The following is a 24,902-nucleotide window of genomic DNA, read 5'->3' as shown; positions in this document are numbered from 1 at the left end:
GTGTTATTTCTTTATTTCAATTATGCCTATCTTGTTGATGGGGATACTTCGTAATTACTGCTTTCCGTTAGAATCAACCCATACTATATTCAAAACATTCTGTACCATACAATTCATCAATCCCAGCTGCATACGATGGGCTTGATGTTCTAATGCGAGGTTACAGTACTTTGCCTGTCGAACGGCCTGCGTTCCGTCCATATAAAACGGGAGCGTGAAAGATTGGTTATCTATCTTTAAAAAGTCAAATCCATACTCTTTCATGGTGCGGATGGTTCTTTTCATGTTTCCGATTTTATTGGACGGAGTATGCACTGAAATTGATAATATCCGGTAATGCGGTAGATTCGAGTACAGTCAGTCTTAGTGCCGTTGCTTCTACCGGTTCAAACTTTTCAATCCGTTTGTGGCCTACGGATTCTCCTGTGCAGACGGTTTTCCATTTGCCGTTCACTTTCGCTTCTACTTTATATTGACGGATGCGTTCTCCATTTTTGATGTTCTCCTGGATGATGCAGTAGTTTACGGGTTGCTTTTTGCCAAACTTAAGGGGCAGGCTTTTCTTCTGTCCTGCGGTTTGTGCTATCGGTGAAGCGAACCGGCGATTGATTTCATCTCCCATTTCTTTGAGCCGTTGCACGTCTCCGGTGGGAAGTAACCCTGTGGGGTCGGGCGTAAGTCCAAGGATTAGCGTGGCGTTTCTTCCTACCGATTTTTCATATTTGTCCATTAGCACGTCCACCGGGTAAATATTGTTTTCGTCATCTGGTTCCCAAAACCATTCGTGACGTCCGTTAGCCCCTCTTAATGGAGTGTCTGCCATGGCGGGAACCCAATATTTGCCGTCCTTGCTTCCGTGTTTTAGCAACTCCAAAAGGTCTTTGTCTTGTTCCAAACGCTTATGGTGCGAGCAGGGAGCGGGAAAAGTAGACCAGCAAGGATAGCCCACAGTACCGGTTTCCGACCCTCCCCAGCGGAAGTCGGCACGGTCTATATTATGGTAAAACAAACAATTCGGTTGGTATTTGTTCACGATAGGTTCCACATCCGGACCGTCACTGCGCGGGTCATCGGCTCCACCGTCAAACCATATCATATAGAGATCGCCGTAGCGGGTGCACAGCTCGGTAACCATTCTCTCGCACAGGCGTTTATACCATGTCTGGCGGTTGACTGCGAATTCTCCTTCTCCTTCGGCTTTGAAATTGTGGATGCCTAGCAGAGCATTCCATCGTACACCGACATAAATGCCCGGTTGCACACCATATTTGCGGCAGGAGTTCACGAAGTCGCGTACAATATCTCCTTTGCCGTCCCGCCATTTCACGGCTTTCAGGCAATAAGGGTTGACATCACTTTGCCAAAGACAGAAGCCGGTTTCGTGACTGGTTGTCAGCACAGCGAATTTGCATCCGGCAGCTTTGGCGGCTTGCACCCATTGGTCGGTATTCAGTTTGGTAGGATTGAATATGTTGTAATCTTCGATGGGGTTAATGCGGTTGTTGCCTTGCTCATAGCGGATGCCATCGAACACATGCAGGTCGTAGTGGAAGACGGCTCCTAATTCCGCCTCATGCCATTTTAGTTGGTGAGGCTTGGGGACAGGGATGTTCTGCTGTTGTGCGAGACAGGTAACTGTGCAAAAGATAAAAAGAATAAAGTAATGTAGTTTCTTCATGGTCTTTAATTTATTTATTAGGGGGTCAGATAATTGGCAAATGAATCATGGGTATGGTGTAGCCATTTCTTGAGTTGTTCCCGGAACTGCCGGACTAACTTGGGGGAGTGTTCGGCTATATTGTTTATTTGATATGGGTCTTTTGTGCGGTCGAAAAGAACTGTTTCGTCTATAATACCATTTTGGGCATGTACTACAAAGGTATGGGTTGCTGTGCGTAGTCCGCGATAACCTGTGGCATGATTGTCGAACTGTACGAAATAATAAGGTTGTATGACCTCTCTTCTACTTTCGCCGAGGATTTCCCGGGATAAGTCGAATGTTTGTACCGTTTCGGGAATCTCTTTCCGGAATCCCATCATGGATAGGAGAGAAGGATATAAGTCGGCGAAAGCAATCATCAAATGTTCGTCTTTACGCGGCTGAATTTTTTCTGGCCAGGAAATAATCATGGGGATACGCATAGACTCTTCATAAAAAATATCTTTCCCTGCATGGTTGTGAGCACCCATACAGATGCCGTGGTCGGAAGTAAACACTATAATCGTATTCTTGAAGAGCCCGTTTCTTTTTAATTCGTCTACGATACGTCCTACGTTCTCGTCCACTCCTGTAACACATGCATAATAGTTACGTATGTTGTCTCTGAAATAGTCACCCATTTCAGTCCCTTTGGCAGGTATATCGGGGCGATTGGCACACAAAGCTTCTACATTCAAGTCCCTATACATGGCTTTATAGTTGTCGGGAACCAGTTCATAACCTGTATGTGGAGGATTCATTGAAACGACTAATGCGAAAGGCTGTTTATTCTCTTTTTGTGCCTGAATGTATTCGATGGCTTTATCTGCCTCATAGGCAGGTCCCCATTGGTTTACATAATAGAAACTATCGCGTGGGGCGGTAGTATCCCAATACATGGGCTTTAGATGGTAATCGTACGTCCCGTAGGCTATCCAATGATCGAAACCATGACGACGTTCGGGCGGACACCATTCGTTCCATGCTACTTTACCGCGGTTGTTGTAGGTGTCTACATAAGGTTTATGAGGAGAATCCAAGTGCCATTTACCTATATATCCGGTCTGATAGTTCATTTCTTTCAGTACGTTGCTCCAGCAGCGGGCTTCTTGAGGAAGTTCTACATCATAGGGGGCAGTTTGTGAATTACAATTGCCTACCACCTTATTGTGGAGCGGATACATACCTGTCATCAGCATGGCCCGTGCCGGTGATGAAACGGGATAACTGCTGATTGCATTGGTCAACAGGATTCCTTCGGAAGCAAGTTTATCCAGACAAGGGGTTTTTACAGGTTCTTTGCCCACACAACCTAATGCATCTCCCCGATATTGGTCGGCCATGATAAAGACTAGGTTAGGGGGGACCTGTGATGAAACTGGAAGAATCGGAGCAGCAAGTGCTGCTCCGATTATCCATGTCCGGTGATATATCATACTTGTTGTAATACTCATAATGGCAAAAATAGCTTTTTATTTCTAATGGATTATGATTTATATTGAATTGCTACTGATTTGCATAGAGATTGGAGCCTATCGGCCATCCCGGATTCTGATATACAACTGAAGTGGTTGGGTCTCCTCCTTTCACTGGTGTCGACATGCGGAAGATGTCATAAGAAATCGGGGTAAGATAGTTTGCTTCTTCAAAGTTATAGCCATTGTTGTTGATAATCAACTCGTTGAAGGCATATGGTCGCAGATATTTGCTATCATAGATTTTCAATCCCAGTTGCGTCTGATGTACATAATACTCCTCTTTCTTATATTCTTCCCAGTTGAATCCTTCCACTATATAATTCTTCATTTTATCTAGTGAACGCCAACGGAATAAATCGTCTTTGCGCATACCTTCAGCTATAAACTCACAACGGCGTTCACGTCGGATATTATAAAGCAGTCTGCTGACTTGTTCATTGCCCGACCATACAGCCAGGTCATTTTCTTTGTTCAGGTCAGTGTTGTCTATGGTCTTTTGATAATCATCTGATACTCCCGCGCGTTTTCTTAATGCTTTCCAGTATTTCTGGCTGTTTGCATCTATGGAAATTCCTCCGTTTTTCATACAATCGGCTTCCATATAGTTGAGGAATGCTTCTGAAGCACGGAAAATCATATAAGCCAATGGCGAATTATCATTCATAGTAACGTTGCTGTCTCTCCATCCTTTGCGTACCATATAACCGGTAGTGGAATGAGATACGCTTTCATATGAATTCAGCAAGTTGACATATCTCATGATACCTGTCTGGTCAAGGTTTGCTCCCCTCCATATGAGATCTCCCGGTTTGGAAGTTGATTGTACCAGGCGCAGATCTCTGTTTTTCATCACATCTTCAATACTTGCGTCACCCTGATATTCTGTGTTGCCGGTTGCGTAAATAGGCAAACCGTTAGTGGTCAGGAATGTTTCCATTAATGAGCGTGTGTATCCTCCGTCTTTGCCGGCACAACCTTGGGCTTCTGTTTTTTCTCCGTAGTAGATACTATGATACGTACCCTCCACCTTGCTGTTGACTGTTGCATCTACGGCATACATACGCCATAACAATACTTCTTTATTGGATGATAAATCATATTGGTTGAACAAATTCATGTAGTCTTCAATTTTATCGGTGATATTGGGTAGAAATGCTTCTGCTATAGGTTTTGCTGCCTCCATTGCCTGTGTCAGGAAAAAGTCTGTTTCTGTGTCCAGATTACCATCAAATGTTCCTCCCGGCCATCCCGGACCACCCGGTACGCGGGCTGTTCCTTTGTGATAGGTCTCCCAACTGGCTTCATAAAGAGCAACACGTGACTTAAACAATAATGCGGATTCCTGATTCAACCGGTGGTTGGTTAATGCATTGCTACGGGGAAAAAGACGGCTGATAGCTTCATCCAGATCGCTAAGAATAAAACGTGCTACCTCATTACGTGGCTTACGTTTGTTTGCTTCCACATTGGCGGCATAGTCATCAGCGGTAAGTTCTTCCGTAATGATAGGGAAGTCTCCAAACTTTCTTAGGTATTCAAAGTAAATATAGGCACGGAAGAAATACATTTCGCCTATATATTGCTGTGTTTCATTGGTATTATTAAGTCTTCCGCTTTTCAGGTTCTCAAGAGCATAGTGCAGGAAGTGGTTACAATCCCGCAAATGTTCCTGCCGGTTATAGCTGCCATCTGTTGCTACTTTGATGCGCTGGGGCAAAAAGAGATCTTTCGGTGCGTCTGCTGCCTGATTATCACTCGTTTCGTCATCATTGAAAAGATTGACATCTTTATAATCGGGGAGCAAATCATATTTTTTATTGCAATATGCCTGCAATTGAATCGGTTCGGTGAAGAATCCTTCGTCCGTATTGTCTGTCAAGGGTTGCCTGTCGAGAAAGTCACTGCATGAACTCAAAGTGAATGAGGCAGCCATGAATGAAAAGAATATATATTTTAGTTTCATAATAATCTGTTTTTAAGGTTTATAATGTGATGTTGACACCGAAGGAGAGTGTATAGCTTAGTGGGTAACTCATACCATTCTGATATAATAGCTCCGGATCAAAATTCTTACTCATTTTACTTCCTGTCCAAAGATTGTCACCAGAAAAGAAGATCCGTATTTTTTGTAAACTGATTTTTTGTATCAGCGCTTTCGGTAAGGTATATCCGATTTGTAGATTCTTCAGGCGGATATAAGCGGCATTTTGCAGGTAACGAGTCTGTACTTGTTGATTTTGCTTGCTTCCGATGATGGGACGAGGGAAGTAAGCGTTCAGGTTTGTTCCCAGTTCGTCACCTTCCGGGCGGAAGAAATCATAATGTTCTTCGTATCCTGTAGAGTCCCATTGTCCTCCGTTGACTCCCCAGAAAATCATGCCTTTTGAATATGCGATTCTGTCATCTCCACCTACCCATATATCGCGTTTCGCCACTCCCTGGAACATCATGCTGATATCAAAACCTTTGTAATCTGCTCCCAATGTGATGCCAAAACGATAGCGCGGCGTACTGTTGCCGATAATGCAGAGGTCCTTCGGGTCGTTGGCGGAAGTCCCTTTTTCAATAGCAGCATTATCATCGAGATTCGCATACATGATGTCACCTGCTTTCCAGATGTTATTGCCAACATTGGGAAGTCTGCTTTGGTCATGGATAGCTATATAATCTTGTATTTCCTGATCGGTTTTTGCCATGCCTACTGTCTTGAATCCCCAGATTTCACCTAGTTTTTTTCCTTTCCAGTAACTTTCTATTGTATTACCATCAGAGTCTTTGGTATAGAATGTCTTGTCAGGGTTAGGATATTCTGTCACTTCAGTCTGCGCATCGGATAAGTTGAGAGATATGTGATAACCTACCTGACCGATTCTATCCTGCCAATTTATTTGTAATTCCCATCCTTTGGTTCGTAAAGATGTATTGTTCAGTTTCGGGGCTGACGCACCTACAATCGGAGAAATCTCTTCGGCAGGTCCTACCATGTCTTTTGTGTCGCGGACATAATATTCCGCATATCCGGTCAGACGGTTGTTGAAAGCTCCGAAGTCCAGACCGGCATTGTAACTGGTGACCCGTTCCCAAGTGAGCAATGAACTTACAAGTCCGGGAGTAGAAGCTATACTTGACTTGTTGGCCTGCTCAAGCAACCAACGGCCTCCGTCGTCTGCGCTACCTACTGTAATGTTCTGAATGGAATAGGTAGGGTAGAAGCTCTCTGTGTTCTGGTTTCCCAGACTACCATAAGAGAAACGGAGTTTCAAAAGATTTACTTGTTGTTGTATCGGTTCCCAAAATGCTTCGCGTGCAATATTCCAACCGACGGATACGGAAGGGAAAGTTCCCCAACGTTGATCTCCACGGAAACGGGAAGTCGCGTCACGACGGATATTTCCTTCAATCAGGTATCTGCCGTCGTAGTCATAGTTGACGCGTGCGAAATAACCCATTGTAGCCCATTCTCTTGTGAAGGCTTTCAGTACACTCGTTCCTGTTGCGGTATTGATACTGGGGACCAGTTCGTTGACTACGTCATAGCGTTTGCCTACCATGTTGTTGATGCGGTAATATTCCGAATTCATACCTGCGGTAGCTTTGAAATTATGCTTCATCCAAGAGTATTCATAGTCTGCGTAAAGAGCCGTAGTTACCATGGAAGTTTGTTCCGTTTCGCTTTGTGCAGATGTTCTTCCGGCGGCAAGATCGTCGTCACCACCCAGCCATTGTTCTTCAACCGGCTGATTGTCACGAGTGTATAGATATACTTTGTTAATGTTGTATTGATGTTGATAGCTTTCGGTACGCAGACTGGCTTGCCCGTGTATGCCTAATCCTTTGATGGGGGTTAAATGAAATCCTCCCTGGGTGAAGTAAGTATCTTTCGTTGAGTTGGAACGCCCTCCGGAAGTTAACTGCATTAACTTGGGGTTACGTGTATAGTGTCCGTTGTTGTCATATAATGGCATTGTAGGATATAACTTGGTTGTTTCTGCAAAGAAACGGTCGCCATAGAGATTGATAAACGTAGGCATTGCAATATCTTCACGGATAAATCGTGCATTGAAGTCAAGGTTTAACCATTGGGTTACCTGTCCGCTGACTTTTCCGCTGATATTAAAACGTTTCTTTTTCTCGTCAGAGTAGTTCATTTGTCCTTCTTGCGAAAGAAAAGCACCGGAGATATAATACTTGACCTTTTCACTTCCACCGGAAATACTTAAATTATGTTCTTGTCCGAAAGATGTTTTGTCTATGAAGTTTCGCGGCCAGTTTTGGTTATCATTAGACGCTCCATTGAAAGGGAAAAAATTACTCCCTTGAGAACCTTCCGGATCAGAGGTGTATGGATACTCGCCTGCCATGTATCGTTGGATACGATCAATAGTGTTGTCATCGAAAATAAATTTCTTGTTACCATCTCCAGTATTAAGTTGCGCTGCATTGAAATATCTGGCAAAACGATAGGAGTCAAGCATGTCGGGTATATTGGTCGGACGAGACCAACGGAAGTTATCTGAATATTGAATCGTTGTCTTTCCTGCTTCTCCGGATTTAGTAGTAATCAATATCACACCAAACGGAGCGCGAGATCCGTAGATAGAAGAGGAAGCTGCATCTTTTAATACGGAAATATTAGCAATATCCTGTGGATTAAGCGTGTTAATATCTCCTTCGGCACCGTCAATCAAAACAAGTGGTGAAGCACTGGAACCTGTTCCCAGGTTACCGACGCCACGGATGTTCATTGTCGGATTCTTATCCAGTCGTCCGCCTTTATCATTCACGTCAATGTTCAATCCCGGCATGACCCCTTGCAGGGCCTGTGATACGGAAGTAACCGGGCGGGATTCCAACGTTTTGGTATCTACAGTTGCTACTGCTCCGGTTAGGTTCACCTTTTTCTGTGTTCCGAATCCTACTACAACCACTTCATCCAATGTTTGCGTATCTTCGGTCAGCATGATTTTGAAAGTCGTTTGATTGCCGTCGAATGTCAGGCGTTGAGGCTGATATCCTATATAAGATATGATCAGCACATTTCCTTTAGCGACATTTTTGAGAGAGAAGTTACCATCTATATCTGTGATGGTTCCGTTGTTTGTGTTTTCCACTAATACACTGGCACCGATAATCGGCTCATTAAGCCTTTTGTCTGTAACGGTACCTTTGATGCTGACTTGCTGCGCATACACGAAACTGATACCTAGCAATAGCATGGTGAGTAATGATGTTAGTTTTCTCATTGCATTTTATTTAAAGTTATACATAAGGTTATTGTACTGCAAATGTACGCGAACAAAGTCTTTACGGATATGCATATTTCTTTCATTCAGTGTACATGTTTAATTCATGCGGCATTTCTTTATTCTTTTTTTTTGTATGTTTTGACTTTATTTCGTTTATTTGCCCTAAATTGATTAATATGACAAAACGCTTAAATCTAATCTTACTAGTTCTGATAATAAGCAGTATTCCTTTGGTTTCCGTTTATGCTTTTTTTGATAAGGATATTCGTTTGTTGACAATGCAGGATGGACTGGCAGACAATACCGTTTCTTGCATTTGTAAGGATGCGGATGGATTTATGTGGTTTGGTACGAATAATGGCTTAAGCCGTTATGATGGGAAGATGATTAAAAATTTCAGTCCGATGGAAATGTCTGTTTCGGTTGAAAAGATTGTGAAATTATCTGAAGACTATCTGGGTATTATTGCCGGAAACAAACTTTATTGTTTTAATAGAAAATCCGAATGTTTTACTCCTGTCATATCCGGAAAGGAGACGGATGGAGTCAGGCTCTGGGGATTGTTACCCTTGAATGAAACTTCTTTTTGGGCTATATTCGAAGATAAATTATTGTTGTATCAATGGAAAGAGCATAAAAATCAGTCAGGCGATGCAGACTTTATTTGTGCGAACCTTCAGAAGGACTTTAAGCTACTATCCGCAAAAGGAGAATTTTTTTCTGCTGTTTGCTTTGATGAAAATAGAGGGTTGTGTCTGGTTACCAATTTCAGTAACTTGCTGTTATTTCATCCGGATAGTGAGAAGTTGTGCCGGACGTTGATCCCATTAGATACAATAAAGTCTATTCAGATTACTTCTGTCATGTGTAAGGATGATATTGTATGGATTTCAACCATTGCCCGGGGGATTATTCGCTATCATTTGCGGACTCATCAGATTGACCGGATCTCGTATGACGGGACAACTGAGGAAAATCAGCTTTCCCATACGGATGTCTATCAAGTCATACCAATAGATAATAACCGTTATCTGGCGGTAACTTGGAGTGGCTATACACTGTTGATACCGGATAAGGAACATCCACAGAAACTCACTACTGAAATTTACAATAATACAGCTTCACAAGTTCAGCAAAACTTGGAAACCCGTATGATTTCATCCTATTATGATCCGAATGGGGTGCTTTGGATTGGGACAAACGGTGGAGGAGTGATGTGTTCGGACTTGCGGTCACAGTTCTATAACCGTTTTTATCAGGATAGGCATAATGAGATTTGCAGTATAACGATGGACGACGACTGTTTTGTATGGCTGGCCACTTTTCATAAAGGTATTATGCGAAGTGATGAACCTTATGAATCAGGTAAGAGGCTACAGTTTTCTACTGTATATTCCGGTTCGGGAAATAGTAGTGAAACTGTGCTCTGTTCTTTGAAAGATGGACAGGGTAATTTATGGTTCGGGAATAGAAATGGGACATTGACCGTTTATGATGTTAAATCCCGCCGATTCATAACTTATACTTTGCTGGTGGATGGTATCATCTATACTTCGGATATTTGGGCTATCTATATAGATGCTGAAGGAGTTATTTGGGTGGGTACTGAAAAAGGACTTTTGCTCTTTGAACCTAAAAAAAGAATGTGCAAGCGTTTGCCGGTTGAACAGAAACTAGATAAAAAAGAAGCACTTGCCATACGTTCTATTGCTGTAACAAAAGACGGGGGTATCTGGCTGGGCACAAGCAATCAGGGAGTATGTAGGGTGTCTGTCTCTACTTCCGGTGAAATATCAGCCAAGTCTGGCTATGAGCAGAAAGCAAATGTAAAGAATCATTCAGTGCGGTCATTGTTAGCTTCTACAGATGGAAATCTGTATGTAGGCTATATGGATGGTTTTGCAATTCTCTCTCCTCAACAGGATTCGATTCGTGAATTTTATACAACTGCTGACGGATTGTGCAGTAATTTTGTCGGTTGTATTACGGAAGATGCTAAAGGACATATATGGCTGGGCAGCAATTCGGGAATTTCCCGTTATAGCCGTCATCAGCACCTTTTCTATAATTATTATATTGCAGGTAGTAACCGTTCGGCTTTATTCAGTAACCATACGTTGTTCTTTGGGAATAATCAGAGTATGACTTACTTTCATCCGGATGATGTAGATGTGTATCCTGCAAATGAACGGGTATTGATAACGGGATTGGAAGTCGACAACCGTCCGGTGGAAATAGATAAGGAGATAAACGGTCAAATAATACTTCGGGAGGGAATCTCTTATACCAATCAAGTTATTTTGAATAATGATAATCGCGATTTTTCTTTGACTTTCAATAATCTGTCTCATTCCAATGAACAACAAAAGTATAACTACCGGCTTTTGCCCTATCAGGAGAATTGGCTGATATCTGATGATGGAGAAAAAGCCTCATATACTAACTTGCCGGAAGGGGACTATGTATTCGAGGTAAAGAATATATTTCCGGATGGACAGACGGGAGCAGTGACTTCCCTGAATATAAAGATACTTCCTCATTGGAGTCGCACAGTGGCTTTTCGGTTGTTTATTCTCTTTGTGGTGATTGGCATGATAGCTTATTTTGTGCGATTGTTAAGATTGAGACAACGGCGTCTGGAACATGAAATGCAGATGAAACATGAATTGCTGACTGTTGGTCTGGAGCGTGAGAAAGAACGGCAGATACGTATGGAACGTGAAAATTTCTTTACTGGTGCTGCCCACGAACTGCGTACTCCGCTAACTTTGATTCTTGCTCCATTGCAGGAATTGATGAAACAAGCTAATCCGTTGGAACCTTTTTATAAGAAATTGCAGATAATGCATAAGAATGCTACTTCCTTGCATACTTTAGTAGATCATTTACTTTATGTGCAAAAAATAGGGGCAGGAATGGTTAAACTCCAATTGTCCGAGACCGACTTGGCTCGGGTGATAAAGAGTGTGTCGGAACCATTCCGGCAAATGTCGGAGATCAAGGATTTGCGCTTTGAGGTTAATCTGCCTGAAGGAAAACTGTTGTATTGGGTAGATGAACCCAAAATTACTTCGGCCGTGCAAAATCTTCTTTCGAATGCATTTAAGTATACATCTTCGGGTGGTAGTGTCCTGCTCTCTGTCTCCCATACAATGAAAGATGGACAAGGATATTGCCGGATTGCTGTTTCGGATACAGGGGCAGGGATTCCGAAGGATTTGCAGAAACATGTTTTCGAATCGTTCATAACAGGAGAAAATATACCGGAAATATCAACAAAGATAGGGATTGGATTATACATTGTGAAGAATACGATGGATTTGCATCATGGCAAAGTGACATTGGAGAGCAAAACGGGTGAAGGGAGTACGTTTGTTTTATATATTCCTGATGGCAAGGAGCATTTTGCAAAAGATGATTATGAACTGGTTGACTGTCAGCAAATGAGTACGAAACCGAATGAAGAGTTGAAGTCGGAACTATTTCTTTCTGCATCAGAAAATAGCCAAGAAACAACATCCAAAAAAAGCTTGTTGGTTATTGAGGATAATGAAGAAGTCCGTGAATATATCCGGAGTTTGTTTATTTCTAAGTATTTAGTATATGAAGCCGGCAACGGTGAAGAAGGGGTGCGTATGGCAAAAGAACAATTGCCCGACCTCATTATCTCGGATGTGATGATGCCTGTAAAAGACGGCTTTACTTGTTGCCGGGAGATTCGTGCACAACAGGAAACGGCGCATCTTCCGATTTTGATGTTGACTGCAAAATCGGAAGATGCTGATATCTTGCATGGTTCTTATAGTGGAGCGGATGATTATATGCTGAAACCTTTCAATCCGGAGATTCTTCTTGCCAAAGTGGATAACCTGATTTTACAACGAGAACGGTTGAGACGGATTTATACAAAGGCCTTGATGCTGAAACAAGAATCGGAAGAGGGAGGGAAAGAAGATACTTTCCTGCAACAGCTTATTCATGTTATAGAGGTTAATCTTTCCAATGAAGATTTTAATGTGAAGATGTTGGCGGAACAATTAAATATGAGCCAGCCTACGTTGTATCGGAAAGTGAAGCAGCGTAGTGATTTGTCGGTCATAGATATGATCCGCAGTATACGTATAAGCAAAGCGGCGTCATTAATTCTGGAAAACCGCTATTCTATTCAGGAGATTTCGGAAATGGTCGGATATTCTGATACTCGCACTCTTCGCAAACATTTCACGGAACATTTTGGAGTATCTCCTTCTAAATATATGGGAGAAATATAGAAAGGTAGCCAATTATTAGCAGGTTATTACGCAATCATTCTAATCAACCTGTAACAAGAATAAAGAAAGAACTAGTCAAATAGTATCAGGGAAGTACAATCTAAAGTGTTCTCACTGTGATGAGAAAAAATACTCATTATAGTGAGAACTTTTTCTCATGCCTATGAGAGTTTTTTCTCATAGGCATGAGAATGCTTGAGAAATATAAGATTGTAAATTGCTACAAATCAATATTATATAATTTCAATTTATTATATAATGTCTTCCGGTCAATATTCAGTAACTGTGCAGCTTTGCTCTTATTATTTCCGGTTTGGCGCAATGCTTCCAGAATATGTTCCTTTTCGGTATCTTCATTGCGTAATGCTATGCTTGTGACACTGGATACGGGAGTTTCCAAAAGTTCGGTCCCAAGTTCAAGGAGAGTGATGAAACTGCCTTGTGCCAATAAGGTCGCTCTTTTCACGATATTCTTCATTTGGCGTAAGTTACCCGGCCAATGATAGTTCAGTAAAGCCTGTGATGCTTTTGCATCAAAGCCTATCAGATGCTTGTCCAGCTCCTTATTTGCCTGATCAAGAAAGAAATTTGCAAAGAGCAGGATGTCCTCTTCCCGCTCTTTCAGGTCAGGCATTTTCAACGTAAATTCATTAATACGGTGATAAAGATCTTCACGGAAAGTTCCTTTTTCGATAGCTTGTTCCAGATTTTCATTTGTTGCAGATACCAGACGGATGTCTACTGATATTTCCTGCATGGAGCCTACCGGACGTATCTTTCTCTCTTGCAGGGCACGGAGCAGTTGTATTTGTACTTCGTAACTAAGATTCCCGATTTCATCCAAGAAGATAGTTCCGCCGTTGGCAGCAACGAAAGCCCCCGTCTTATCTGTCAAGGCTCCTGTGAACGAACCTTTTACATGACCGAAAAATTCGGAGGCCGCCAGTTCTTTGGGGATAGAGCCACAATCTACGGCAATAAACGGCTTGTCATTCCGTTTGCTAAGTTGGTGGATGCGGTGTGCCACATATTCTTTTCCTGTTCCGCTGGAACCGTTGATAAGTACGGACATATTGGTAGGAGCTACCAGACCTACATAGTTGTAAAGTTGTTTGGCTGCATCACTTTCACCTTCCAGATAGGCATGATGATTTTCTGTTGAATCTTTAGATGAAATGGAGGTGCTTTTTTTAGAAGAAGATTTGGCGGTATTATGAGTCACCGGAACCTTTCCGACCTGTAAGGATTCTGCGATTTTCTTCAGCAACTCTTCCGGATTCACAGGTTTGGCGATATAATCACGTGCTCCCAGTTTCATTGCTTGCACAGCCGATTGTATATCTGCATAACCGGTCATGATTATTAAAGGAATATCAATGCCTTGTTCGTTCATCCATTTCAGTAGATCAATGCCCTCGTGGTCAGGGAGTCTCAAGTCTGATAAAATGAGGTCGACGCTTTGGCTTTCAATATGTTTTCGGGCGCGGGCAATATTACTCACTGATGATACTTCAAAGCCCTTTTTGCCTAACCAGGTTTTTAGCATCATTCCAAAAGTGATATCATCTTCAACGATCAATATGGAGCTCATCATGTCAGGTTTTGATTCTTTTAAGTCACAAAGGTAAGAGGATTTAGGCGAAAATGGTATATTTGCAAACTTAAATTAAATAAAAGCGTTATGAAAAAGATTTTATTGATCATATTAACCATATCGTTTTGCGGACTTACTGCCTGCAAAACCGGAACAAAAAAAGGAGGAGACATGGATAAAGAAACGTTGGTAAAGATTGAAACCACTTTAGGAGACATTGAGGTAAAGCTCTATAATGAGACACCGAAGCATCGCGATAATTTTATCAAACTGGTGAAAGACGGAGTTTATGAAGGTACGTTGTTTCATCGCGTTATCAAAGATTTTATGATTCAGGCAGGTGACCCGGACTCAAAAAATGCGCCGAAAGGAAAAATGTTGGGTACCGGAGATGTAGGTTATACTGTTCCCGCTGAATTTGTATATCCTAAATATTTCCATAAGAAAGGTGCCCTGTCCGCTGCTCGTCAGGGAGATAATGTGAACCCGAAGAAAGAATCTTCCGGTTGCCAGTTTTATATCGTGACGGGTAAGGTGTTCAATGATTCTACCTTGCTGGGTATGGAAAGCCAGATGAATGAGAATAAGATTAATGTTATTTTCAATACGCTGGCACAGAAACACATGAAAGAAATCTATAAGATGCGGAAAGAAAATGACGAGAACGGTCTTTATGATTTGCAGGAAAAACTGTTTGCACAGGCACAGGAAATGGCTGCCAAAGAACCGGAATTTCATTTCACTCCGGAACAGCTTGAAGCCTATACAACGGTGGGAGGAACTCCGCATCTGGATGGCGAATATACCGTATTCGGCGAAGTCGTGAAAGGTATGGATATTGTGGATAAAATCCAGCAGGTGAAAACCGACCGTAGCGACCGTCCCGAAGAAGATGTAAAAATAACAAAGGTGACAATACTTGACTGAAATATATGAAAATCAACAGGCATATTCTTGATAATGGGTTACGTTTGGTACATTCGCAGGACGAAAGTACGCAGATGGTTGCCCTTAATATATTATATAATGTGGGAGCCCGTGACGAAGATCCCGAACATACCGGTTTTGCCCATTTGTTCGAACACCTGATGTTCGGAGGATCGGTGAATATTCCCGATTATGATATGCCGCTTCAACTGGCGGGTGGAGAGAATAATGCCTGGACGAATAATGATATAACCAATTACTACCTCACTGTACCTCGTCAGAACGTAGAAACCGGCTTTTGGCTGGAATCCGACCGGATGCTGAGTCTTGATTTTAGTGAACGGAGTCTGGAGGTACAGCGGGGAGTAGTAATGGAAGAATTCAAACAGCGTTGTTTGAATCAGCCCTATGGAGATGTAGGGCATCTTTTGCGTCCTCTGGCTTATCAGACGCATCCTTATCAATGGCCTACTATCGGAAAAGAGTTGTCGCATATAGCCAATGCTACGCTGGAAGAAGTGGAGGCATTCTTTTTCCGTTTTTATGCTCCCAATAATGCTATATTGGCTGTGACCGGCAATATCTCTTTTGAAGAAGCGGTTGCTTTGACGGAAAAATGGTTTGCCTCTATTCCTCGTCGGGAAGTTCCTCAACGGAACCTGCCACAGGAACAGGAGCAGACGGAAGAACGTCGACTGACAGTTGAGAGAAATGTTCCTCTCGATTCCCTGTTTATGGCTTACCATATGCCCGATCATCATCATCCGGATTATTATGCGTTTGATATTCTGTCGGATGTGTTGAGCAACGGGCGTTCCAGCCGTTTGAGCCAGCGTTTGGTACAGCAGAAACAATTATTCTCAAGTATAGATGCCTATATTTCCGGCAGTGTAGATGCGGGGTTATTCCATATTAGTGGCAAACCTTCGGCAGGTGTCACCCTGGAACAGGCGGAAGCGGCAGTACGGGAAGAACTGGATTTGTTGCAACAAGAATTGGTTGACGAACAGGAACTGGAAAAGGTGAAGAATAAATTTGAGTCTACCCAGATATTCGGCAACATCAATTATTTGAATGTGGCAACCAACCTGGCTTGGTACGAATTGCTTGGCCGGGCGGAAGACATGGAAAAAGAGGTTGATCGTTATCGATCTGTCACAGCTGACCAATTGCGGGCGGTGGCTCAATCTGCTTTCCGTAAGGAGAACGGAGTAATACTTTATTATAAGAAACAACAAAATTAAATTTTCCCTTTTATAATCTACCAGTGAAAGGGAAAAGTCCCTTTGCCTGAAAATGGAGATTCGTTTAGGTAACGGAAAAGTAAATGAGACATATTTATAGTACATATAAAGAGCATTATAAAGCACTGATTTTTCTCGGATTGCCGATTGTGATCGGTCAAATAGGAGTAATCGTTCTTGGATTCGCGGATACGTTAATGATCGGACATCATAGTACGATTGAGCTGGGAGCAGCTTCCTTCGTCAATAATGTGTTCAATCTGGCGATTATTTTCAGTACAGGGTTTTCGTATGGGCTGACTCCCATTGTGGGAGGTTTGTATGGAACCCGGCAGTATGCCCCTGCGGGACAGGCTTTACGCAACAGTTTGCTGGCAAACCTGATGGTTGCATTGCTGCTGACTATCTGTATGACTGTTCTTTATCTAAATATAGAACGTCTCGGACAGCCGGAAGAATTGATTCCCCTGATTAAACCGTATTATCTTGTTTTGCTCGCTTCGCTAGTGTTTGTCATGCTTTTCAATGGATTTAAGCAGTTTACAGACGGAATTACGGATACTAAAACCGCCATGTGGATATTGCTTGGTGGAAATGTCTTGAATATCATAGGAAACTATATCCTGATTTATGGAAAGCTCGGATTGCCCGAATTAGGTCTGTTGGGAGCAGGTATCAGCACGCTGTTCTCGCGTATCGTGATGGTGATTATATTTATCATTATCTTTATGCGTAGTCCGCGTTTTGTCCGCTATAAGATTGGCTTTTTCCGTTTGGGATGGTCACGAGCTATATTTGGACGTTTGAATGGGATCGGATGGCCGGTTGCCTTTCAAATGGGAATGGAGACAGCCTCCTTTAGTCTAAGTGCGATCATGATCGGTTGGCTGGGTACTATCGCTCTGGCTTCCCATCAGGTTATGCTGGCTATTTCGCAGTTTACATTTATGATGTATTACGGTATGGGTGCCGCTGTGGCTGTTCGTGTCAGTAACTTCAAAGGTCAGAATGACATCATCAATGTACGTCGTTCTGCCTATGCAGGTTTTCATCTGATGATGACATTGGGCGTTGTGCTTTCTTTGATTGTTTTCCTTTGCCGGAATTACTTGGGAGGCTGGTTTACCGACAGTCAGGAAGTGGCTGCTATGGTGACCTCTCTAATCTTACCTTTCCTCGTTTATCAGTTTGGCGACGGACTGCAGATTACTTTTGCCAACGCTTTGCGTGGAATTTCAGATGTAAAACTAATGATGGTGATTGCCTTTGTCGCCTATTTCATTATTTCCCTTCCTGTAGGTTATTTCTGTGGCTTTGTGATGGGATGGGGAGTAGTAGGTGTCTGGATGGCGTTCCCTTTTGGTTTGACGAGCGCAGGATTGATGCTTTGGTGGCGTTTTCATCACATGACGAAGCTCCCCGAACCCCATCCCAAAACCTGATACTAAATACTTGATACTTAAAACTTAATACTTAACCCCAATGGCTTCCTTCCGTTTTACAAAGTTGAAAATAACCGCCGGTTACACTTTGTTGCTGGCGATCCTCCTTTTCTCGCTGGTGTTTGTACATCGTGAGATGGAAGCATTGTCGGCCGCCGACGATCAACAGAATTTAAGAACAGACAGTCTGTTGACCCTTCTCCATGAGAAAGATCAAAACACGATTCAGATGTTGCGGGTGCTAAGTGAAGCAAACGACAGTCTTCTCTCTGCTTCGGAAATCGAAGAAATCATTTCCGAACAGGATTCAGTTATTACCCAGCAGCGGGTACAACATCGGGTCATTACCAAGCGTGACTCTTTAATCACTACGCCTAAAAAGAAGGGATTCTTTAAACGACTCGCCGAGGTGTTTTCCCCTTCTAAACAAGACAGTGCCGTATTAGTAAATACATCGTTGGAAGTCGCTACCGATACCATTCTTCAACCGACCACTTCCAAAGATTCTCTTCAGCAGAAAATCCGCATGGCTACCGAAGAAAAACGACTGCAACGGAGGAAAACAATCCGGCGTACCAGTACAAAGTACCAGCGGATGAATACGCAGTTGACGGCACGGATGGATAGCCTGATTAAACAATATGAGGAAGAAATGACCTTGCGTGCCCGTCAGGATGCCGAACTTCAGCAGGAAGTGAGGATGCGGTCGGCACGTATCATCGGCGGTATCGCGGTTGGTGCCGTACTATTATCTGCTTTTTTCCTGATATTGATTATGCGGGATATTTCCCGTAGCAACCGTTACCGCCGGCAATTGGAGGTAGCGAATAAACGGGCGGAAGATTTGCTTGTTGCCCGCGAGAAATTAATGCTTGCCATTACCCATGATTTTAAAGCTCCGTTAGGCTCAATTATGGGATATACCGAGCTTCTGTCCCGGTTGACAGAAGATGAACGGCAACGATTCTATCTCGACAATATGAAAAGTTCTTCGGAACATTTATTGAAGTTAGTCAGTGACTTGCTCGATTTCCACCGGCTTGATCTCAATAAAGCGGAAGTGAATCGTGTAACCTTTAACCCCTCCCAGCTATTTGATGAAATTTATGTCAGTTTCGAACCTCTGACTGCTGCCAAAGGATTAGCCTTGCAATGTCACGTCGCTTCGGAACTGAACGGAGGATATATTAGCGATCCTTTGCGACTTCGGCAAATTGTGAATAACCTTTTGTCCAATGCTGTAAAATTTACTCAAAAAGGCGAGATTAGCCTGACAGCCGGTTATGATTCTTCAAAGTTAACCATTGCTATAGCCGATACAGGAAAAGGAATGGCATCAGAAGATCGTGAACGTATTTTCCAGGAGTTCACACGTCTTTCCGGTGCACAGGGGGAAGAAGGATTCGGACTCGGACTGTCTATTGTGAAGAAGCTGGTAACCTTGCTTGAGGGAACAATCGACGTGCAGAGTACATTGGGTGAGGGGAGCTGTTTTACGGTCGTTCTGCCTTTGTATCCGGTAGGTAAATCCCTTACGGAGAGTGAATCTCCGGAAAGTGAATCATCGGAGAACGAAAGTCCATACGCTCCCAAACAGTCGGCTGGCATTCCTCCCATGAAAGTCATTCGTGTGCTCTTGATTGATGACGATAAGATTCAGTTGAATCTGACTGCTGCCATGTTGAAACAGCATGGTATTGATGCAGTGTGCTGTGAACAGCTGGAACAGTTGATTGAGCAACTTCGCTCTTCCGTCTTCGATGTATTGCTGACAGATATACAAATGCCTGCCATTAACGGGTTTGATCTGGTAAAACTATTACGGGCTTCTAATATACCACAAGCAAAAACAATCCCTGTTATTGCTGTGACTGCCCGTAGTGAGATGGATAAAGCCGCTTTACATGAACATGGTTTTGCCGGTTGTTTGCATAAACCGTTTACAGTAAAGGAATTGTTGCTAACAGTAAATGAAGGTCAACTTTCGGCCGATGAAGCGCATATTACAGAAGATATGGGAACTGTCGGGATCAACTTTTCTGCACTTACTGCTTATTCTGAAGATGATCCGGAAGCAGCATACTCCATCATTCATACTTTTATTGAAGAGACAGGTAGGAATATCGAACGGATGCAACAAGTATTGAACGATAAAGAAGTGGATGGGATAGCTGCCATGGCGCATAAACTTCTCCCTCTCTTCACAATGATCGGAGCGGAGGAAACCATCGCTCCGCTAAAATGGTTGGAGGCTTGTCGTGGAGAAGAATTCTCGGAAAAAATAGAAGAAATAACATTTAATACATTAGAAGCTGTCCGTAAAATAATTAGTGAAGCGGAGCTTTATTTGGAGACAATGAAGAAGCCCCAATAAGCTGGTTTCTCCTACTCCTTAGCTACTATTTATATCTTTCTTACTATTACCCAAACCTTTTTTCAAAATAATTTGTTTACTTTGTGTCACCTTATTTACACTGACACATTTTACATGAAACGAAAATGGATACGTTGGGTAAGCTGGATACTGCTTACTCCTATAATACTCTTTGTAATACTAATGGTATTGCTTTATGTTCCTCCCGTTCAGAATCTTTTGCGTCGGGAGGTTACTGCATACGCCTCTAAAGCAACCGGCATGCAGATTCAGGTGGAGCGGATAGACCTTCGTTTCCCACTTAATCTGTTGGTACGTGGTGTGGAGGTCATTCAACAGCCGGACACCCTTTTGTCTTTAGAAAGCCTCAATGTCCGTGTACAGGCATGGCCGTTGATAAAAGGAAAAGTAGAAGTGGATGAAGTGACTTTGAGCCGGGTAGCCGTTAATTCAGCCGATTTGATGGAGGGAATGAAGATTAAAGGCGTTTTGGGACGTTTCTTCCTGCAAAGTCATGGCGTCGATCTATCTAATGAAGTAGCGGTAATCAATCAGGTCGAACTATCCGACACTCACGTGCAGCTACTGATGAATGATACCACAACTACGCCCAAAGATACCGCAGCTTCTACTCCGATCAACTGGAAAGTAGCTCTTCATCAGTTGAAATTGAAAAATGTATCGTTCAGTATGCAGCTTCCTGCTGATTCCATGCGTATGGCGACCCATATTGGAGAAGCAGCCATCGATGATGCTCAAGCGGATTTGAAGAATCAGTACTACGACTTGAAGAAGTTCTTATTATCGGGAACCTCCGCCAGCTATGATACCGGAACTGCTCAACCGGCAGAGGGCTTCGATGCTTCTCATATTGCCGTCCGGGATATTCGCATCGCTCTGGATTCCTTGCTGTATAAAGGGAGGGATATGAACGCAGTCATTCGTGAATTTACCATGAACGAACGTTCCGGATTGAGCGTCACTTCCCTGACGGGTAGAGCCTACTCCAATGATTCTGTTATCTGTGTTCCCGGTTTGAAACTGAACACTCCCCATTCTGAAATCGATTTATCTGCCCATACCTATTGGGAACTGGTCAATATCCCCACTACGGGACGCTTATCCGCCCGTCTCAATGCCTATATCGGCAAAGAAGACGTCATGCTATTTGCCGGCGGTCTGCCTGAAAGCTTCAAAGAAGCCTATCCCTTCCGCCCGCTCGTCATCCGTGCCGGCACGGACGGCAATCTGAAAGAAATGCAGATTTCCCGTTTCACGGTAGATCTGCCGGGTGCTTTTGCATTGGAGGGTGGTGGTCTTCTGGAAAACCTTGCTGACAGCCTCACACGCACCGGAACCATCGGCTTGAAAATGACCACTCAAAACCTGAACTTCCTGACCGCTCTGTCGGGAGAAGCGCCGAATGGTACGCTTGTCATTCCTGACAGCATGAATCTGGTGGCGAAAGTGGATATCAAAGGTCCTGAATATAAAGCAAATCTCCGTTTGAAAGAAGGACAAGGAGCTATGGACGTGAATGCAGCCTTAAATACCACTACCGAAGTCTATAAGGCTGATCTGAAAATAGACAATCTGCAACTTCATAGTTTCCTCCCGAAAGACTCTATCTATGAACTTTCTCTTTCGGCTGCGGCTAATGGTCGTGGATTAGATGTCATGTCCTACCATTCATTTGCCAAATTGAATCTTTCACTAGATCAGCTTCATTATGCTAAATACCATCTTTCCAATCTTGATCTGACGGGAGAACTTAAAGGCGCATTGGTCACTGCACATCTAACAAGTGACAATGCTTTATTGAAAATGACAACGGATGCTGAATACAATCTGGCACACAGCTACCCCGACGGTAAAATAACGATTGATGTCACCCAACTGGATTTGCATGAACTGGGAATCATGCCAGAGCCAATGAAACGTCCGCTGACTTTTAACTTAGTTGCCGAAGCACGTCGGGATTTAGTTTCGGCACATTTAATCTCCGGAGATATGAAACTCGATTTGAGTGCACGTTCCGGCGTTAATCCTTTGATTCGCCAGTCCACTCATTTTGTAGATGTACTGATGAAGCAGATTGATGAGAAAGCCTTGAATCACGCTGAATTACGCAAAGCATTGCCAACTGCTATTTTCTCTTTCTCCGCAGGACAAGAGAACCCTTTGGCATATTTCCTGGCTACCAAGAAGATAGCTTACCATGACGCTTCAGTGAAATTCGGAACGGCTCCCAACTGGGGAATCAATGGAAAGGCCGCTGTCCATGCCTTGAAAGTAGATACTTTGCAATTGGATACCATCTTCTTTACCGTCAAACAAGATACCACACTCATGAAATTGCGTGCCGGAGTTATTAACGGCCCCAAGAATCCGCAATTCTCCTTCTCTACCACACTGACGGGAGAGATTCGTGACCGGGATGCCGAGTTGTTGGTAGACTTTAAAAATGGAAAAGGAGAAACAGGAGTATTACTCGGTGTCAATGCACGTCCCTTGTTTGAGGGCAAAGGAAAAGGCGATGGACTGGCTTTCACCTTGATTCCGGAAGAACCGATTATCGCCTTCCAGAAGTTCCATTTCAATGAAAAGCATAATTGGATTTATGTACATAAGAATATGCGCGTATACGCCAATGTCGATATGTGGGATGACGAAGGAATGGGATTCCGTGTACATTCCGTACGGGGAGACACCGTTTCTCTACAGAATATTGATGTGGAAATCCGAAGAATCAGTTTGGCTGATTTGAGCAGTGTACTTCCTTACTTCCCGGAAATAACCGGTTTATTCTCTGCGGAAGCGCACTATGTACAGACCGAAAAGGATCTTCAGCTTTCGGTTGAAGCAGCTATTGATGAGCTGACTTATGAACGTCAACGCATTGGTGACGTGACAGTGGGAGCTACTTGGCTACCGGGCGAACAGGGAAAGCAATACCTGAACGCCTATCTGAATCACGACGAAGTAGAAGTGATGGTGGCGGATGGTAAGCTGCTTCCAACCCGGACAGGAAAAGACAGTCTGGAAGTAAACGCTACTCTGGAGCATTTCCCGCTACGTGTAGCTAACGTATTTATTCCTGATAAAATGGCTACGCTGGCCGGTGATATGGATGGTAATCTGAACATTACGGGTAGCACCGAACAGCCTTTGATTAATGGCGAACTGGTGCTGGATAGCGTTTCTGTCCTTTCTCAACAGTATGGTGCTAATTTCAGGTTCGACAACCGTCCGGTACTGATAAAGAATAATCGGTTGGAATTTGATAAATTCGCTATCTATACAACAGGAAAAACTCCATTTACGATTGACGGTTATGTTGATTTCAGGGATATGTCCCGACCGATGGCAAATCTGAATCTGCTGGCGCAGAACTATACGCTTCTGGATGCCAAACGCACTCGTGAGAGTCTGGTCTACGGAAAAGTCTTTGCCGATTTCCGGGCAACAGTGAAAGGACCGTTGGATGGATTGAACATGCGTGGAAACATGAGCCTGTTGGGTAATACAGACGTTTCCTATATCTTGACCGACTCACCGTTGACGGTACAGGATCGTTTGGGAAGTCTGGTAACCTTTACTTCGTTTAGCGACACCACTACGGTTGTTCAACAAGAAGTGCCGACTGTTTCTTTAGGCGGGTTGGACATGGTGATGATGGTACATATCGATCCATCCGTCCGTTTGAAAGTCGATTTGGATGCAAGCAATGACAATCGTGTCGAACTGGAAGGGGGAGGTGACCTCTCTATGAAATATACTCCGCAAGGTGATCTGACATTGACCGGACGCTATACGTTGAGCGGCGGTTTGATGAAATATGCTTTACCTGTCATTGCTGCCAAAGAATTTGCTATCGATAACGGTAGCTATGTGGAATGGACAGGAAACCCCATGGACCCGATGTTGAACTTCAAAGCAACCGATCGTATCCGTGCTTCTGTTTCCGAAGGAGAGAACGGTGGAACGCGTTCGGTTAATTTCGATGTGTCCATTGTCGTCAAGAACCGGTTGGATAATCTTTCCTTTGCATTTGATGTATCTGCTCCCGAAGATGCAACCATACAAAACGAGTTGACAGCCATGGGGGCGGAAGAGAGAGGTAAACAAGCTCTCTATATTATGGTTATGAAAACCTATCTTGGCACCGGACCGATTGGTGGCGGAGGTGGTGGATTGGGTAAATTGAATATGGGTTCCGCACTGAACTCCGTATTAAGCAGCCAAATCAATTCATTGATGGGAAATCTGAAAAATGCCAGTGTTTCTGTCGGTATCGAAGATCACGATTTGTCGGATACGGGTGGTAAGCGTACGGATTACAGTTTCCGTTATTCACAACGTCTCTTTAACAATCGTTTCCAGATTGTAATCGGAGGTAAGGTTTCTACAGGTGAGAGTGCGACGAATGATGCGGAATCCTTTATTGATAACATCTCTCTGGAATATCGTTTGGATAGAACTGGAACCCGTTATGTCCGTCTGTTTTACGATAAAAACTACGAGAGTGTACTCGAAGGCGAGATTACGGAAACCGGAGTCGGTCTGGTACTTCGCAAGAAACTGGACAAACTCAGTGAACTGTTCATCTTTAAGAAAAAGAAGTAAG

General features: G+C 43.3%; 12 protein-coding genes. 6 read left to right on the top strand and 6 right to left on the bottom strand.

Going from position 1 to position 24,902, the window contains the following annotated elements:
- Nucleotides 1–54: 54 nt before the first annotated feature.
- Genes I2I13_RS08655 through I2I13_RS08635 form a run of 5 tightly spaced genes read right to left on the bottom strand, consistent with a single transcriptional unit; the run spans nt 55 to nt 8,420 of the window.
- Nucleotides 55–285, bottom strand: a complete 231-nt coding sequence (locus I2I13_RS08655) for a hypothetical protein (RefSeq protein ID WP_370540815.1) — start codon at nt 283–285, stop codon at nt 55–57.
- 10 nt (nt 286–295) lie between these two features.
- Nucleotides 296–1,678 carry an alpha-L-fucosidase gene (locus tag I2I13_RS08650; RefSeq protein ID WP_148363885.1) on the bottom strand — a complete coding sequence of 461 codons (1,383 nt, stop codon included), beginning with the start codon at nt 1,676–1,678 and terminating at the stop codon, nt 296–298.
- 17 nt (nt 1,679–1,695) lie between these two features.
- Nucleotides 1,696–3,153: a sulfatase gene (locus tag I2I13_RS08645; RefSeq protein WP_229128594.1), complete on the bottom strand. Its 1,458-nt coding sequence runs from the start codon at nt 3,151–3,153 to the stop codon at nt 1,696–1,698.
- Between the two features lie 52 nt (nt 3,154–3,205).
- Nucleotides 3,206–5,140, bottom strand: a complete 1,935-nt coding sequence (locus I2I13_RS08640; protein WP_195649256.1) for a RagB/SusD family nutrient uptake outer membrane protein — start codon at nt 5,138–5,140, stop codon at nt 3,206–3,208.
- A 19-nt stretch (nt 5,141–5,159) separates the two neighbouring features.
- Nucleotides 5,160–8,420 (bottom strand): TonB-dependent receptor, encoded by a 3,261-nt coding sequence (locus tag I2I13_RS08635; RefSeq protein ID WP_195649255.1) that lies wholly within the window; start codon nt 8,418–8,420, stop codon nt 5,160–5,162.
- 179 nt (nt 8,421–8,599) lie between these two features.
- On the opposite strand from I2I13_RS08635, the gene I2I13_RS08630 reads away from it, so the two are divergent.
- A complete protein-coding gene (locus I2I13_RS08630) occupies nt 8,600–12,694 on the top strand; it encodes a two-component regulator propeller domain-containing protein (RefSeq protein ID WP_195649254.1) in 4,095 nt (1,364 codons plus the stop codon).
- Between the two features lie 220 nt (nt 12,695–12,914).
- Here I2I13_RS08630 and I2I13_RS08625 read toward each other — a convergent pair whose 3' ends face one another.
- Entirely contained in the window at nt 12,915–14,288 is a 1,374-nt protein-coding gene (locus tag I2I13_RS08625) for a sigma-54 dependent transcriptional regulator (protein ID WP_148363881.1), read from the bottom strand.
- An 87-nt stretch (nt 14,289–14,375) separates the two neighbouring features.
- Here I2I13_RS08625 and I2I13_RS08620 point away from each other — a divergent pair, with 87 nt between their 5' ends.
- The 5 genes from I2I13_RS08620 (at nt 14,376) to I2I13_RS08600 (ending at nt 24,901) form a co-directional block, all read left to right on the top strand.
- Nucleotides 14,376–15,215: a peptidylprolyl isomerase gene (locus I2I13_RS08620; RefSeq protein ID WP_195649253.1), complete on the top strand. Its 840-nt coding sequence runs from the start codon at nt 14,376–14,378 to the stop codon at nt 15,213–15,215.
- Between the two features lie 5 nt (nt 15,216–15,220).
- Nucleotides 15,221–16,459 (top strand): pitrilysin family protein, encoded by a 1,239-nt coding sequence (locus I2I13_RS08615; RefSeq protein WP_195649252.1) that lies wholly within the window; start codon nt 15,221–15,223, stop codon nt 16,457–16,459.
- A gap of 83 nt (nt 16,460–16,542) precedes the next feature.
- Complete coding sequence (locus I2I13_RS08610) at nt 16,543–17,901, top strand: MATE family efflux transporter (protein WP_195649251.1); 1,359 nt, start codon at nt 16,543–16,545, stop codon at nt 17,899–17,901.
- A 40-nt stretch (nt 17,902–17,941) separates the two neighbouring features.
- Nucleotides 17,942–20,275 (top strand): ATP-binding protein, encoded by a 2,334-nt coding sequence (locus tag I2I13_RS08605; RefSeq protein WP_195649250.1) that lies wholly within the window; start codon nt 17,942–17,944, stop codon nt 20,273–20,275.
- Between the two features lie 114 nt (nt 20,276–20,389).
- A complete protein-coding gene (locus tag I2I13_RS08600) occupies nt 20,390–24,901 on the top strand; it encodes a translocation/assembly module TamB domain-containing protein (protein ID WP_195649249.1) in 4,512 nt (1,503 codons plus the stop codon).
- Nucleotide 24,902: the final 1 nt, after the last annotated feature.

Source organism: Bacteroides sp. D55t1_190419_B8 (genome assembly GCF_015558905.1).
In the GTDB taxonomy this organism is placed as follows: domain Bacteria; phylum Bacteroidota; class Bacteroidia; order Bacteroidales; family Bacteroidaceae; genus Bacteroides; species Bacteroides vicugnae.
This window is presented reverse-complemented; position numbering and strand designations above follow the sequence as displayed.